The 15778-nt window shown below is 58.6% G+C and carries 14 protein-coding genes; 4 read left to right on the top strand and 10 right to left on the bottom strand.

The window, feature by feature from the left end:
* Nucleotides 1-38 precede the first annotated feature (38 nt).
* The 10 genes from ENTCL_RS03190 to ENTCL_RS03145 all read right to left on the bottom strand — a co-directional run bounded on the left by ENTCL_RS03190 (nt 39) and on the right by ENTCL_RS03145 (nt 9133).
* Nucleotides 39-764 carry a fimbria/pilus periplasmic chaperone gene (locus ENTCL_RS03190; RefSeq protein WP_013364665.1) on the bottom strand — a complete coding sequence of 242 codons (726 nt, stop codon included), beginning with the start codon at nt 762-764 and terminating at the stop codon, nt 39-41.
* Nucleotides 757-1275, bottom strand: coding sequence for a fimbrial protein (locus ENTCL_RS03185; RefSeq protein ID WP_013364664.1), 519 nt, complete (start codon nt 1273-1275; stop codon nt 757-759). The genes ENTCL_RS03190 and ENTCL_RS03185 overlap by 8 nt, the downstream gene beginning before the upstream one ends.
* 9 nt (nt 1276-1284) lie before the next feature.
* Nucleotides 1285-1821 carry a fimbrial protein gene (locus ENTCL_RS03180; protein ID WP_044611878.1) on the bottom strand — a complete coding sequence of 179 codons (537 nt, stop codon included), beginning with the start codon at nt 1819-1821 and terminating at the stop codon, nt 1285-1287.
* An 11-nt stretch (nt 1822-1832) separates the two neighbouring features.
* On the bottom strand, nt 1833-2843 hold the full coding sequence (locus ENTCL_RS03175; protein WP_013364662.1) for a fimbrial protein: 1011 nt from the start codon (nt 2841-2843) through the stop codon (nt 1833-1835).
* Nucleotide 2844: 1 nt separating this feature from the next.
* On the bottom strand, nt 2845-5472 hold the full coding sequence (locus ENTCL_RS03170; RefSeq protein WP_013364661.1) for a fimbrial biogenesis usher protein: 2628 nt from the start codon (nt 5470-5472) through the stop codon (nt 2845-2847).
* Between the two features lie 32 nt (nt 5473-5504).
* Nucleotides 5505-6167, bottom strand: coding sequence for a fimbria/pilus periplasmic chaperone (locus tag ENTCL_RS03165; protein ID WP_044612056.1), 663 nt, complete (start codon nt 6165-6167; stop codon nt 5505-5507).
* A gap of 76 nt (nt 6168-6243) precedes the next feature.
* Nucleotides 6244-6798: a fimbrial protein gene (locus ENTCL_RS03160; protein WP_013364659.1), complete on the bottom strand. Its 555-nt coding sequence runs from the start codon at nt 6796-6798 to the stop codon at nt 6244-6246.
* A 63-nt stretch (nt 6799-6861) separates the two neighbouring features.
* A complete protein-coding gene (locus tag ENTCL_RS03155; RefSeq protein WP_013364658.1) occupies nt 6862-7404 on the bottom strand; it encodes a fimbrial protein BcfA in 543 nt (180 codons plus the stop codon).
* Between the two features lie 471 nt (nt 7405-7875).
* Nucleotides 7876-8574: a winged helix-turn-helix transcriptional regulator gene (locus ENTCL_RS03150; RefSeq protein ID WP_013364657.1), complete on the bottom strand. Its 699-nt coding sequence runs from the start codon at nt 8572-8574 to the stop codon at nt 7876-7878.
* 226 nt (nt 8575-8800) lie between these two features.
* Nucleotides 8801-9133: a tRNA-binding protein gene (locus ENTCL_RS03145; RefSeq protein ID WP_013364656.1), complete on the bottom strand. Its 333-nt coding sequence runs from the start codon at nt 9131-9133 to the stop codon at nt 8801-8803.
* Between the two features lie 212 nt (nt 9134-9345).
* Between ENTCL_RS03145 and ebgR the strand changes: the two genes are divergently transcribed.
* The 4 genes from ebgR (at nt 9346) to ENTCL_RS03125 (ending at nt 15567) form a co-directional block, all read left to right on the top strand.
* Entirely contained in the window at nt 9346-10329 is a 984-nt protein-coding gene (gene ebgR / locus ENTCL_RS03140; RefSeq protein WP_013364655.1) for a transcriptional regulator EbgR, read from the top strand.
* Between the two features lie 170 nt (nt 10330-10499).
* Nucleotides 10500-13592, top strand: coding sequence for a beta-galactosidase subunit alpha (gene ebgA / locus ENTCL_RS03135; protein ID WP_013364654.1), 3093 nt, complete (start codon nt 10500-10502; stop codon nt 13590-13592).
* Entirely contained in the window at nt 13589-14038 is a 450-nt protein-coding gene (locus ENTCL_RS03130) for a beta-galactosidase subunit beta (RefSeq protein WP_013364653.1), read from the top strand. The genes ebgA and ENTCL_RS03130 overlap by 4 nt, the downstream gene beginning before the upstream one ends.
* A gap of 95 nt (nt 14039-14133) precedes the next feature.
* Complete coding sequence (locus ENTCL_RS03125) at nt 14134-15567, top strand: amino acid permease (RefSeq protein ID WP_013364652.1); 1434 nt, start codon at nt 14134-14136, stop codon at nt 15565-15567.
* Nucleotides 15568-15778: the final 211 nt, after the last annotated feature.

The raw sequence follows: 15778 nt of genomic DNA, 5'->3' as shown, positions 1-15778 counted from the left end.
CGCCCGCCGATGCGGACTGCGTCACCTCTGCTGCACGATCAGCGGCCTGACGGTTGAAGTAAGGCGGCTGCCGGCGGCATAACCCGGCCGTAATCATTGATCGACTGCCAGCGAATCCGGCAGGGCTGAGAAGACGGACAGCCGCTAAAGCGACGCTCCCCGAAGGGCGCGACGACGCCCGCATTGTCCAGGCTTTTCCCGGCGATGCTGAGCTGAAACAGCGTGACGTAATACGGCCCCGGGTTGCTGACCCGCAGCGCCGCGCCGTCCCGCCGCCAGCGCAGGTTGCTGTACGCCGACGCCGCATCCCCCTTAAGCCCGGTCGGGCGATAAATCAGCTTCAGCGCCGAACGCACCGCCAGCTGCACGCTGTTGGCCTGCGCCTTACTGGCGGGAATGGCGGCAATACTGAGGGTAAACAGGCTTTCGCGATCCGCAGGCAGCGGCCCGCCGGTATAGATAATCCGGATGATATTTTCCCGCTGCGGCTGGATAACAAGCAGCGGCGGCGTGACGACAAACGGCGCGGCCCCGCCATCAGCCTGCGCCACGCCCTGCCACTCGCCGCCCGTAGCCACCCGGGCGTTAACCAGAAACGGCGCCTGCGATTTGTTGCGTACTGAAACGCTTATCGATTTTTGCCCCCCGGCATACACAAAGCGGGTGCCGCCGATCACCACCCCCGCCTGCACTATCGCGCTGAACAGCAGCAACGCCCCCGCCAGGCACAGCAGCAGCGGAAAAATCAGCGAGCGGTCACGCATAGGTAAGGACAAACGTGGCGGAAGCATTCGCGGTACCGGCGGCGACGCTGTCGCCATCGGCGATATAGCGGGCGTAAAAGTGCAGGGCGACCGTCGCCTGGTTGGGCGAGATCGGCGTATTGCCGCTCTCTGCGCCCAACGGGATGAGCGACTTATCCGGGTTGTAGATCCCCACGCCAACGCCGGCGGCATACCCCGCGCCGCCGGTCAGCGCCAGCAGCGCCGGATTCCTGCTGTCTGACGTCCCTGCGAAATGAACGGTGACGCCGCTGGCCGCGCCGCCGCATTTCTCAAGGTTGATGACGAAAGGCTCATAGCGCGAGCCGTCGCCCGCCCGGGAAAACTGCTTGCTGGAGACATCGCCCATCGGCACGGTCAGGTTTTTCGAATCCGGCGATACGGCGCAGGTGTTATCGGTAATCGTGCCGGTGACGTACACCGTTCCCTGGTGCGCCTGGGGTTGCGCCATCATCGCCAGGCTTACGCAAGCCGCTAAAGCAAACCGTTTCATGCTGGCCCCTTACTGATACTGAAGGTCAAAGTACATCACCGCGGTGGCGTTCCCGGCGGTTACCTGGCTTTTCGTCGACATGTAGCGCAGGTTGAAGGTCAGGACGTTATCTCCCGCGTGCAGCGGGTACACCGCAGAATGGGTGTTATTGATACTGACCGGAGACTGACTGCCGTCGAGGATCTGCACCGCCACGCCCGTCGCCATCTGCGCGTCGGCGCCCATTCCGGTATCGGAAAGGGCCAGCAGCGACGGGTCGTCGCTATCGGCGGTGCCGGTAAACCACACCTGCCCTCCGGTAATATTCTGCGTACAGCCCGTCAGCGTAATCGGCAGCGGCGCAGACCGGGAGGTCGAGCCGACGGTGGGGAAATCGGCGGTGGAGAACTGCCCGAGCCTGACGGTCTGCGTCTCGCTTGACGCATCCACATTGCAGGTTTCCGCCACAATGGTGCCGGTAAGCTTCAGGTTATAGCTGCCGTCATCGGCATGGGCCGCAAACGCCCCGCAGAGCCACAGACCTGATAAGACGTAACTTTTCATCATCTTCACCTGATTTACGCAAAGTCGACGCGCAGGAACGCCAGCGCCGTAAAGACGCCTTCCGCGGGCGATTTCCCCGTCGTGCTGATGGGGTACGCCTGCAGGCTGACGTTCGCCTTCCCGGAAGCATCGGTGGTAAATGGAATATTGCTGTTGAGGTCGTTCGGCGTTAGCACCTTGCCGCCCGGGTCGGCGATGACCACGCCAACGTCGGCGTTATCCGAGGCGACGGCCTGGGTAAAATGGGCGTCCGCCGTGGCCTGGACGCGCAGCGTCAGGTTAGCGGGATAGTTAATGCTGCCGTTGCACTGGATGGGCACATTGAAGGTTTTTACCGGCGCGTCGTCCGGCTTTTGTCCGGCGTTTTTGAAATCGCCGCTGTAGAGCGTTCCGAAATCCACCAGCACCGTTTGCCCGGCGTTGATTTCGCAGCTCTGCGGCACGGTAATCGTGCCGCTGTAGGTAATCTGATAAACCACGGTGGATAACGGATCGCCGCTATGGGTGGTTACATACACGTTAAACATGACCTGCTGGGGAATAGTGACGGTGCCGATAAACGACTTCACGATCCTGATTTTAAAAATCAGGTTCGAGTCGCGAACGTTAAACGGTTTACCCTGATTGACGTTACTGTCGACGCCCATATGGGTATATTTCACCGGAGGGTAAAAATCACCAGCGGAGGAGTCGTGAATCTTCATCGCCCCTTCAATATAGTCCGGGTCCAGACGCAGGTACTGCCAGCTGCCATCGGTATCGACAACAGGAAAGTTAGTGACATAGGAGCGGTAGGTGCTGTTATCGGAGGACGAGCCCGACGGGCACACCGCCTGAATATTGACGTCCTGGCTTTTCACCAGCTGCGTCCCCTGCCCCGGCTGGTTCTGGTCCTTGGTGAGCGTCGACGTCAGGTCGTAGCTGACCTGGGTGGGGCTGCCGCTGGCATTGCTGCAGACCGCCGCGACGCTCTTTTCGGTCAGCAATGCCGACAGTACGAAAAATAAAACAACAGACGTTCTCATGTTATGAACACTCCACCTTCTGGCGCACCAGAGGCTGATTACTTTCGGGTATGTGGTAGTTTGCGGTGCACTGCTTCGCCGCGCCGTCGCCCCACTGCGCCGTCAGGGAGCCCTGCGCCGTCAGGCCGGACAGGTAGGTTTCACCGCCGTCGCCGACGATAGTGTCGCCGCCGCCGTCGCTGCGGGTGACAACCGCGCCGAACGGCACCGGCCTGCCGTTGTGCATCAGCGTGAGCAGCGCCCGCTCGCCGACGCGGGCGTTAAAGGCGGCGCGCACCAGCGCTCCCTGGGTCGGCACCACGTTGGTCACCGCATCGTCAATATCCATCTTGTCGCTCAGGGAGTTGGTATCCAGCGCCATGCGGTTCTGGCGGTAGGTGGTGGCGTAGGGCACCACGGCGTAACCGCGCCAGTCGGTATGGATACCGGGCTGCTCCTCCACGCTGACGTCGCTGGCGCCAGGGGCGGCGATCAGCACGTTGGTATCGCCCAGCGGCTGGCTCAGGGTAATGCCGTTGCGGTGGGCGACAACGCCGCCGCTCAGGCCGTAGTTGACCTGCTGATAGTCGCCGTTGCTGCTGTAGTTGTAGCCGACGCTGGCCTTGCCGTAAGCGCCGTCGTACTCTGCGCTGGCGGTGCCGCTGGCGCCGCTGCCGTGATTCTGATAGCCCTGCTGCACGCTATAGCTCAGGTTGTTGTCCGCCAGCAGCGTGCCGTTGACCCCGGCGTTCTGCGTGGCGTTGCCGTGCTTGTCGGTGCTCATGCTCCAGGTGGCGTAAGCGCTGTGGCTGCTCTGGGTCACGTCGGTCGCCGGATGCAGCCACTGGCCGATCGGCAAAGAGAGAGTAACGGCGTAGATCTGATCGCCCTGCGGCGCATCCGGCGCTTTGCTGTAGTTGTAGCTTACGCTGTACGAGATGCCGTCCCAGGTGCCGCTGTAGCCAAGCTGCAGCAGCGTATCGGTCTCATCGGTATGCCAGTAGCTCTGCTTGCTGCCGGTAATAAACACCGAACCATAGCCATCCAGCTGCTGCGAAACGTTGATCTGTACCTTGCCGCGCCTGGTGTAGTACAGGTTGTAATAATCCGTCCAGTCCGGCGTTTTGCTGACGTCGCCATCTTCCGTTTGCACCACGTAGCCGTCCATATGCTTATAGGCGGTATCCTCCAGGGTGTAGAACCCGGACGTGGAGTAGCGGTAGCCGAGCAGCTGGAAATTGGTGCCGTAGTCGTTGAGCGATTTGGCGTACAGAAAGCGCACCGAGGAGCCGTGGTGGGTGCTGTCGTCCGCCAGGGTGCTGGTCGCCTGGGTGATATCCATCGACAGCGCCCCGTAGTCGCCCATATTGACGCCGGAACCGACGGCGAGCGCCGTGTAGTCCTCCGACAGCTGCGCGCCGCCGTACACCGTCATCCCGTGCGCCAGCCCCCAGATAAGCGTGCCCTGAGCGAAGTTCACATCCTCCTGCTGGTCGCCGTTGCTGCGGTATTGCGCGGCGGTCATCGCGTACTTCACCCGCCCTTCGCGCTGCAGGATAGGCACCGCAGAGTACGGAACGGTGTAGCTGCTGGTGCTGCCGTCGGACTCTTTCACCTCAACGGTCAGATCGCCGCTTGAGGAGGTCGGGTAGAGATCGTTTATCGCAAACGGCCCGGGCGGCACATAGCTCTGGTAGATGGTGTAGCCGTTCTGCTTCACGGTGACCTGGGCATTGCTTTTGGCGATGCCGCGAAGGGTCGGCGCGAAGCCTCGCAGGCTGTCCGGCAGCATGTTGTCATCCGACGCCAGCTGCGCGCCGCGAAAGGCGAGGCTGTCAAACACGTCGGATGGCGTATAGCTATCGCCCAGCGTCAGCTCGCCTTTAAGCGGAATAACGTCGCGCTGCGCATAGGTATTGATGTGCTGCCAGTCGCTTTTACCGTCTTCGCTACTGCTGTCATAGTTCCAGGTCGAGTAATCGCGCAGGCGCCAGGCCCCCAGGTTCAGCCCGCTGTTCAACCCGAGGAAGTAGCTGTTGTCCGCCGTCCCGCCTTCGCTGCGGTCGCTGCTGTTAGAGCCGGTAAAGCTGTAGTTGAACAGCAGCGCGTTAATCCCCTCATCCCACTGCTCCGGCGGAATATAGCCGCGGGCGCTGTTGCGCATCGCCGCCTGCGGAACGCTGAGGTTCAGCTGCTGGTGTTCGAAATCAAACGCCGCCGCGGCCGCCGGGATCGCCGCGGCAATATCCACGCAGCTGTCCGGTTTCGCGCCGGCAAGCGGCGGGAACGCCTGCAGGTTGACGCCCATGGCGTCCAGCGCCTTCGGCGTCAGGCACGCCGCGAGGCCGGTATCATCCGCCTGCTTCGCCTTCGCGGCGGCCTGCGGGCGGGCATTAAACGTGACATCGCGGGTCGCGAGAAACGTGCCGTTCAGCCAGACGTCTACGCGATAGGTGCCGGGCGCCTGGCCGTTGCCCTCAAAGCGCGAGAGATCGGCAACGGCGCCCGGTTCGCTCGACAAAAACGCCGGGTTGAAATAATCCCCGGCGACCCCGTTCGGCGCCGCCAGCGTACCCAACAGCGCCAGCGCTGCCGGGGGGAGCGGCGACCGGGCCGCGAGCAGATGTTCTCTGTATAGATGACGCTTCATGCGCTGATAACCTTGCCTTCAGGTTGCAGGGATTAACCCGAGCAGAATTGGGTTGGCGTATTGGCGCCGAAATCGTTGACGGTCTGAAAACTGACTTTGCCGTCCTGACCGCCGGGCACCGCCACCGTCAGGCTGTTTTTAGGCGCCACCATGGAGTTCGGCAGCCGCGCGCCGCCGACATAGAACTGCACCAGCGAGACGTAGTAAGGCGAGGGATTGTTCACCGTCACCTTGCCGCCGCCCTGCCGGCAGGTCAGCGTTTTCGGCGCGTCGACCGACGGCGTCGGCAGGCGCTTTGGACGAATAAACAGTTTGATCACGCTCTGGGTAGCGATTTGCAGGGTATTGCTCGCCAGTTTGCTTTTATCCACCGACGGAATGGCCTTGCTGTTGAGGTAAAACACGCTTTCGCGATCCTCTGGCAGGCCGGGTCCGACGTACATAATGCGCAGGGTGTTCTCTTTTTTCGGGTGAATCACGAACAGCGGCGGCGTTATTACGAAGTCCTGCGACTTTGCGCCGTCCGGGTTCGCCACCCATGACTGGATCAGGAAGTCGTTGTTTTCCGATGAGTTCGTCAGCGGCAGCGAAACCTGTTTCTCGCCCTGCGGATAGATAACGCGGGTTGCGCCCAGCGCCACGCCGCCCGCATGGGCCCCGGCGGCAATCCCCAGGGTGGCGGCGAACAGGCACATGCGCGGCCAGACCGGCTGGCGGCGGTGTAATTTGGCTTTCATTAGAATGTCAGTCTCTTTAGTCGTGAGTCGCGATTTACTGATAAATCACGTTGAACCATACCTGGGCGCTGGCGCTGCCGGCTTTCACCCGGCGGTCGGTGGCGCGGTAGCGGGCGGTGTAGCTGAGTACGGTTTCGCCCTCCTGCAGCGGGGCGAACCAGGGAGGCCGGGTATCGGGGACGAGCAGGTTGCCTGCGCCGTCAAAGATGCCGATCCCGACGCCATGAGCCGCGCCTGCGCCGTAGCCTGCGCGAAACACCAGCGGATCTTTACCGTCTGATTCGCCGGTAAACAGCACGCCGACGTTCTGGCTGACGGCGGTATCGCAATCCTCCAGCGCTATCTGAAAAGGCTGCGGGTCTTCCCAGTCGCCCAGCGAGGCAAACTGGTTGCTGCGAACCTGCCCCATCTGCACGGTCTGGTTCCGGCTGTCGGCGCTGACCGAACAGGCGGCGTTCACCACCTGGCCAAAGAAATGCACATCGCCGCCGTGAATATTCACGTAGTGATGGTTGCCCGCATAGGCAGACGGCGCGGCGACAAGGGAAAGCAGCAAGGGAAAAACGGGACGATGCGCGTCCAGCCGCATAACGTACTCCTCTTACAACAGCGTCAGGAGAACCCCCGCCGGGCTGGCCGGGGGCGCGCCATATCAGGAATACACCATGTTAAAGGTGGCGGTCGCCGCGACGTTGCCTGCGGTGGCCGCACCGGTGGCGATATAGTCCACGCTCAGAGGAAGGGTGTTTGAACCGTCCACCAGAACGATCGCCGCGGAGGTATCGCCCACGTTCAGCGTCTGACCATCCGGACCGTAGAGCTGCAGCGCAACATTCGTCGCTGAGCCAGCGCCCGCGGTATTCGCCAGCGCGCCAACCTGAATGCTGTCCTGCTGCCCGTTGAAGATAACCGCCGCATTCTGGCTAACCGTGGTATCGCAGTCCGCAAGCTTGATGCTGAACGCCTCTTTCTGGTTTGCCGTCATGCCCGCCGTGGTCAGTTTCGCCGTACGCACCTGGCTTAACGTGACGGTTTGATCGGTGGAGTCCGCGGAGACGGCGCAGGCGGCATCAACCACCTGGCCGACAAAATTCACCGTACCGCCGGATACGGTCGTTGAATCCGCCTGCGCCGCCGTCGCCGCGCCCCCCGCCATCATTGCAGTAACCACCATTGCTAATACATGCTTTTTCATACAAGCTCTTTCCTGAAATTAAAAAATAAAAATCCGGAATCATTTTTTTAAGGCAATGAAAGGCCCGAATCGCTGATGCGACTTATTATCAAATGATGCCGGTAACGCTTTAGTTATGACGGTCTGACGGAGATTTCATGGCCTCATAAACGTCCAAATCCGATTGCAGAGACAATATTCACACAGCATTTCAGTGCGAAACACCAGAAGAATAGCCAAACTAAAGTGATATTATTATCAGGAAGCGCCAGCGGCGTTTCAATGCCAATATTTGTCCTATATAGGATCTTTCTTAACGCATTGTTTCCGTATGTTTTTTTGACGGCCTATTATTCGTTAGTGTTAATATAATCAAGCCAATCTCTGGCACACGCAAAAGACTTCTTATATAGAAGATATAATATATTCTAAGTGACCGCTGCAATATAAAATTAAGGATAACGTTAAAGATGAGGTTAGCGCCGTTAACGCTCAATAGGCGACCGGAAGCTTTTGATCCACCGAGGTCAGCTTACCGCGCACGATAGTAATATAGCCGCCCTTACGCAGCTCGGACAAAAACGTCATCGTGCGGCTGCGCGACAGCCCGGTACGCCGCTGTATGAAGCTCACCACATTAATCCCTTTGCGATACTCCTCCGGGTAGGTCCACAGCTCCAGAATCAGCGAGCGCACCTTAAGATAGGAATCAACACCGACCAGCTCCTGCTCGCGCGCGCTCATCACAATTAAGCGGTGCGCCAGAATCCGGGCAACGTCATGCCAGAGGTTTTGTTCATCCGCAATCTCAACAAACTTATTCAGCGGCACGAAATAACCTTCGCAATCCGTTTCAGCATAAAAATAATGCTGCGGCCGGGCCGGGACATTGTAATAAAGGCTATAGCCGTCAATTAATCCCAGCACGGTGGGGGCAAATGCGGAAGAGATGTAGAGATGATTTTCTTTATGGCATACCGAGCCAATTCCAGTGGATAACAGCACGATCCCGGCGCTTTCCCGATCCGGACTAAATTGATACGTCTCGCCTGCCGCGATAAAAAAGGGCTGGCTTACCGGAGTAAGCGCATTAAACAAAACCTGCTGGGCCGATAGCGGCCTCGTTTGCTGCGCGAAGGTAAAGGCATGCATGACGTCACCATTGACGTCATTAATGGTATGAAAATCCATGCGTTAAATCCTTAAATAAAAGAGAATAATCAGTAACAGAAATAAATGGCTGCACTAAAAAAAACCGGCGAATTATGGCACAGGTTATTTCTGCATTAATATTATGGATTTTAGCATTGGAGAAAATAAGCGCAGGCAGGTGTGTACATTTTTTTGTACGTTTTGTTCATAAAATGTGCTGGCCTTCCCCCGCTCCCGAACGCAAGCGGGGGAGGAAAATGAAAAGTCAGACCACGCGAATACCTGCCGGCATCACGCGCTCCGGCGTCAGCAGGACGCTCTCGCTGGCGTCATCGGTTTCGGCGCACAGCAGCATACATTCCGACACTTCGCCGCGCATTTTGGCCTTCGCCAGGTTGCACAGCACCACGACGTGTTTGCCCAACAGCTCCTCCTCCTGATAATAAGGAACCAGGCTGGTCACGGTCTGCAGCGTGCGCCCGCCGACGTCAATCTGCGCGATGTACAGCTTATCGGCGTTCTCATGGCGTTTCACCGCGGTTATCGTTCCGGTACGGATTTCCAGTCTGGCGAAATCGTCGTAAGCAACAGTCTCCATCTTTCCCCTCCAGGTAAAAGTTTAGTAAAATATAGCAAACTTTTTCCAGAGTTCAGTATCATGCTGGCAGGAATGCTACGTCCATCACTCTTTTCCGCGGGAAAAAACCTTCGGTTCGCGTAAAGTAAAGCGCGGGATGTTTACTGAAAACAGATGCATGAACCGGCGCTTGCTTTACAATGGATGCGCGCTTACGTCAGTTAAGGAAAAAGATGGCAACATTAAAAGATATTGCAGCCGAAGCAGGCGTTTCGCTGGCCACGGTCTCGCGGGTGTTGAACGACGACCCGACCCTGAACGTCAAAGAAGCCACCAAGCACCGCATCCTGGAGATCGCCGAAAAGCTGGAGTACAGAACCAGCAGTTCGCGCAAAACCCAGGTGCACGCGGTCGGTCATCATCATATTCTGGCGCTCTACAGCTACCAGCAGGAGCTGGAAATCAACGATCCTTACTACCTCGCTATTCGTCACGGCATCGAAACGCAGTGCGAAAAGCTGGGGATTGAGCTCACCAACTGCTATCTCAACAATACGCAGCCGGACCTGAAAAAAACCACCGGTGTGCTGATTGTCGGCAAGCCCTCGCAGGCGATTCGCGACACCGCCACATCGCTTACCGATAACATCTGCTATATCGATTTCCACGAGCCGGGCAGCGACTATGACGCCGTGGACATCGACCTTGTGCGCATCGCCAAAGAGGTTATCGATTTCTTTATCGCCCAGGGCGCCACCCGTATCGGGTTTATCGGCGGCGAAGACGAGCCCGGCAAAGCGGATATCCGCGAGGCGGCGTTCGTCGAGTATGGCCATCTCAAAGGCGTGGTATCCGACGCCGACATCTGGCGGGGCGGCTTCTCCAGCTCGTCAGGCTATGAACTCGCCAGAACCATGCTGGCAAAGGGAGACTATCCGGACGCGCTGTTTGTCGCTTCTGACTCTATCGCCATCGGCGTACTGCGCGCTATCCACGAGCGCGGGCTGGCTATCCCGCAGGATATTTCGCTGATCAGCGTCAACGATATCCCGACCGCCCGCTTCACCTTCCCGCCGCTCTCTACTGTGCGCATTCATTCAGAAATGATGGGCAGCCAGGGCGTTAACCTGCTGTTTGAAAAAGCCCGCGACGGCCGCGCGCTGCCGCTGAACGTCTTTGTGCCGAGCAAGCTCAAGCTGCGCGGCACCACCCGTTAACGACGCCTGATTCCGGAGCGCGCCAGCCGCGCTTCCGGCAGCTCCTTCTCCTGGCCCCCTCCAGCGTTCATTTTGTGATCGCGTTAAAGTAAATCGGTTTTACTCATTTTATTTAGTAAAAGTTTTACTAAAATACCGAGTAACTACTCAGATCCGTTCAGGGAGGCGATATGAATCGCTGGGAAAATCTTCAGCTCACTCATGAAAACAGGCTGCCGCCGCGCGCGTACTTCTTCTCGTACGATTCGACGGCGCAGGCGCGGACCTTCGCCCGCGAAACCAGCAGCCGCTTTTTGTCCCTCAGCGGACAATGGAACTTTCGCTTTTTCAGCAACCCGCTGCTGGTGCCCGAGGCGTTTACCTCGCAGTACATCAGCGGCTGGGAGCCGATTACCGTGCCGGGCATGTGGCAGATGGAAGGCCACGGCCAGCTGCAGTATACCGATGAAGGCTTCCCGTTCCCGATTGACGTTCCCTATGTCCCGACGGATAACCCAACCGGCGCCTATCAGCGCACCTTCACCCTCAGCGAAGGCTGGCAGGGCAAGCAAACCCTGATTAAATTCGACGGTGTCGAAACCTATTTTGAGGTCTACGTTAACGGCCAGTACATCGGCTTTAGCAAAGGCAGCCGTCTGACGGCGGAATTCGATATCAGCGCCGCGGTGAAAACCGGCGATAACCTGCTGTGCGTCCGGGTCATGCAGTGGGCGGATTCGACCTACATTGAAGATCAGGACATGTGGTGGTCGGCGGGCATTTTCCGCGACGTTTACCTGGTCGGGAAAACCCCGCTGCACGTGCAGGATTTCACCGTCCGCACCGACTTTAACGACGACTACCGCGATGCGACCCTCTCCTGCCAGCTGCAGCTGGAAAACCTCGCCGCACGGCCCGACGCGGCCACCCTGGAGTACGTTCTGTTCGACGGCGAACAGGCGCTGTATCAGGGGAAAACCGGCAGCATCGCGGTAGACCAGACGGCGCACGCCCACTTCGCCATCGACGTGAAAGCGCCGCAGCAGTGGTCAGCGGAAAACCCGTACCTCTATCACCTGGTGATGACGCTGAAAAACGCAGCGGGCGAGGTTCTGGAAATCATCCCGCAGCGCGTGGGCTTTCGCGACATCAAAGTGCGCGATGGGCTGTTTTATATCAACAACCGTTACGTCATGCTGCACGGCGTGAACCGCCACGATAACGACCATCTGAAAGGGCGCGCCGTCGGCATGGAGCGGGTGGAAAAGGACCTGCAGTTGATGAAGCAGCACAACATCAACTCAGTGCGTACCGCCCATTACCCGAACGATCCCCGCTTCTACGAGCTGTGCGATATTTATGGCCTGTTCGTGATGGCGGAAACCGACGTGGAGTCCCACGGTTTCGCCAACGTCGGCAATCTGAGCGCCATTACCGACGACCCGGCCTGGGAGCATATCTACGTCGAGCGCATCGTGCGCCACGTCCATGCACAGAAAAACCATCCGTCGATCGTCATCTGGTCGCTGGGCAATGAGTCCGGCTACGGCTGCAATATCCGCGCGATGTACCACGCCACCAGGGCGCTGGACGATACCCGGCTGGTGCATTATGAAGAGGACCGCGACGCCGAAGTGGTGGATATCATCTCCACGATGTATACCCGCGTGCCGCTGATGAACGAGTTTGGCGAGTACCCGCACGCCAAGCCGCGCATTATCTGCGAATATGCCCACGCCATGGGCAACGGCCCCGGCGGGCTGACGGAATACCAGAACGTCTTTTACCAGCATGACAGCATTCAGGGCCACTACGTGTGGGAGTGGTGCGATCACGGCATTCAGGCGACCGACGACAGCGGCGCGGTGTGGTACAAGTACGGCGGCGACTACGGCGACTACCCGAACAACTATAACTTCTGCCTCGACGGGCTGATTTTCTCCGACCAGACCCCGGGGCCGGGGCTCAGGGAGTACAAACAGGTCATCGCGCCGGTGAAGGTTCAGGCCACGGATCTTGCCCGCGGCGAGCTGCGCGTCGACAACAAGCTGTGGTTCTCTACCCTGGACGACTACACCCTGCGCGTGGAAGTCCGCGCCGAAGGCGAAACGCTCTCCAGCGAAGTGCTAAAGGTGCGCGACCTGGCGCCGAACAGCGGCCGCGAGGTCCGGATTACGATGCCCGCGCTCGACGAGCGCGAAGCGTTCGTTAACGTGATGGTGACGAAGGATTCCCGCACACCGTACAGCGACGCCAACCACGCCATCGCCGTCTATCAGTTCCCGTTGAAAGCGCGAACGGCGGTAAAAACGCCGCTTATTAACGCCAGCGCCACGCCGCTGAGCGTTGCCGACGATCGCCTGAGCTACACCATCAGCGGCCACAACTTCCGCGCGGTGTTCTCCAAAGTCAGCGGCAAGCTGACGCACTGGCAGGTTAACGGCGTCGATCAGGTCACCCGCGAGCCGAAGATCAACTTCTTCAAGCCGATGATTGATAACCACAAGCAGGAATACGAGGGGCTGTGGCAACCGGCGCACCTGCAAATCATGCAGGAGCACCTGCGCGAATTTCACACCGAGCGCCAGGGCGATACCGTTATCGTTACCACCCGCAGCATCATTGCGCCGCCGGTGTTTGATTTCGGCATGCGCTGCACCTACCGCTGGCAGATAACGCCGCAGGGACACATCAACGTGGAGCTGCAGGGCGAACGCTACGGCGACTACCCGCACATCGTCCCGTGCATCGGCTTTATGCTGGGCATCAACGGCGAGTTTGAGCAGGTGAACTACTACGGCCGCGGCCCGGGCGAAAACTACGCCGACAGCCAGCAGTGCAACATTATCGACATCTGGCGCACCACCGTAGACGAGATGTTCGTGAACTACCCGTTCCCGCAGAACAACGGCAACCGCCAGCACGTCCGCTGGGCCTCGTTCACCAGCCGTCACGGCAACGGCCTGCTGGTGGTCCCGCGCAGGCCGATTAACGTCAGCGCCTGGCACTATACCGCGGAAAATATCCACGCCGCCCAGCACTGCAACGAGCTGCAGCGCAGCGACGACATCACGCTGAACCTCGACGACCAGCTGCTGGGCCTCGGCTCCAACTCCTGGGGCAGCGAGGTGCTGGACAGCTGGCGCGTGTGGCTCAAACCGTTCAACTACGGCTTTACGCTGCTGCCGTTGGAGGGCGGATGCAGCACCTCGCAGGTGCTGGCGAACCACGCGTTCGGCGCCGATTTCTTTTCCCCCGTTTCGCACAGCGAGGCTGAAAAATGAGAATTCTCGATAATTTAGAACACTTTAAGCAGGTTTATCACAGCGGACGCAAGTGGCAGCGCTGCGTGGAAGCCATCAGCAACATCGACAACATCCGCCCGGGCGTGGCGCACTCCATCGGCGATTCACTGTCGTACCGCGTGGAGGCCGACAGCACGACCGACGCGCTGTTCGTCGGCCACCGCCGCTACTTTGAGGTGCACTACTACCTGCAGGGGCAGCAGAAAATTGAGTACGCGCCGAAAGCGCAGCTGCAGACGGTGGAGTGCTACCGCGACGAAACCGACAGGGAGTACCTGAAGGGCATCGGCGATACCGTGCAGGTGCACGAGGGGCAGATGATTGTCTGCGACAACAGCGAGGCCTACCGCTTTATCTGCGACGCCCCGGTGAAGAAAGTGGTGCTCAGAGTCACCATTGAGGACGGTTATTTTCTGAATAAGTGATTGCCGTGTGATGCAGGACGGAAGGCCGACGGCGCAGCCGTTGACCTTCCTGGCACCAGCCCCGCAGGGGGTATTATGATTTTTCCGGAGGACGTATGTCCGAATCAGTTCGCGCCAAAATAGGTAAATTCGCCTTGCTTTCGATGGCGTTCACCGCGGTGTTTAACGTACGTAATATCGTTAACAACAACATCGAATTGGGGCTCAGCTCCGCGCCCATTTTTCTGTTCGCCACCGTAGTGTACTTCATTCCCTTCGTTTTTATTATCGCCGAGTTCGTCTCCGCCAATAAAAACTCCGAATCCGGGATGTACGCCTGGCTGAAGCAGCCGTTAGGCACGCGCGCCGCGTATTTAGGGTCGTTCCTCTACTGGTTCGTCAACCTGTTCTTCTTCATTTCGCTGCTGCCGAACGTGGTGGCTTACGCCTCCTACGCCATTATGGGGTACGCCGTACCCTTCTCCCCGATGGTCACCTCGGTGATATCGATTGCGCTGTTCGCCATGGCGACCCACATCTCCACCAAAGGGGCGACCTGGCTGGGTAAAATTTCCGAATGCGTCGCCTACGGCGTGTTTGCGCTGTTCGCCATTTATGTAGCGGGCGCCTTTACCGCGCTGGGCTCCGGCCACGTTCCGGCGCAGCCCATCACCCTCGCGGCGATGGAGCCAACCATCAACTGGGCGACGCTTGGCATCATGTGCTGGATTTTCCAGGCCGCCGGCGGTGCGGAAACCGTCGCGGCGTACCTCAACGATACCAAAGGCGGGCAGAAATCCTTTATTAAGGTCATCATCTTCGCCGGGGTGCTGATTGGCGGGATGTACGCGCTGGGATCGCTGCTGGTCAACGTCTTCGTCGCCCGTGAAAACCTGACCTACGCGGGCGGGATGGTGGAGATCTTCACCGGGCTGGGCGCCTATTTCCATATCTCTGAGCTGCTGATGGGCCGCTTTGTCGGCATTATCCTGTTCATCGCTATCTTTGGCAGCATGATGATGTGGACCGCCGCGCCGGTAAAAATTCACTTCTCGGAAATTCCAAAGGGGATCTACGGCCAGAAAACCACCGAGCTTAACGCCCACGGCGTACCGGTGCGCGCCGCGTGGTGGCAGTTCCTTTTCGTTTTTATCATGCTGATTATCAACGGTTTTGGTTCACAAAGCGTTCAGCAAATGATGAACACGGCGATTAACCTGACCGCGGGTACCGCCATGCTGCCGCCGCTGTTCATTATGGTGGCCTACTTCGTCTTCCGCTGGAAACACGACGACACGCCGCGCGATTTCCGCATGGGCTCAAAGACCGTGGGGATGAGCGTGGTCTCAATGCTTATCGTGATTTTTGTGGTCAGCATGACCGCCTCCGCCTTCCCGCCGGGCGTTGACCTGGTGAACGCCTTCTTTATCAACGTCTTTATGACCGCGGTCTTCTCAGGGCTGGCGTGGTGGTGGATCACCCGATTTGAGAAAAAACAACAAAAGCAGCAGCTCGCGAGCCTGTCCGCCGCGCCTGAGGCGACAAAATAAGGTTTCCGGTTTCCCGTCAGCGTCCCCGGTCGCTGGCGGGATTTTTTATGCCGGGAGTTTGCGGGCTTGTAAACGAAATTTCGTGATCGAGTTAAAGCAAACAAATTTTACTGATTTTATTTACTAAAATATTTACTAAAATACACATTAATCATTGACCGCCTCTATCCTACAAACGACACAAACCCCTTCAGCTACCCTCTGAGGGACA

Source organism: [Enterobacter] lignolyticus SCF1, assembly GCF_000164865.1.
Taxonomy (GTDB): domain Bacteria; phylum Pseudomonadota; class Gammaproteobacteria; order Enterobacterales; family Enterobacteriaceae; genus Enterobacter_B; species Enterobacter_B lignolyticus.
The sequence above is the reverse complement of the archived record's forward strand: the minus strand, read 5'-3'. Positions and strand labels throughout refer to the sequence as shown.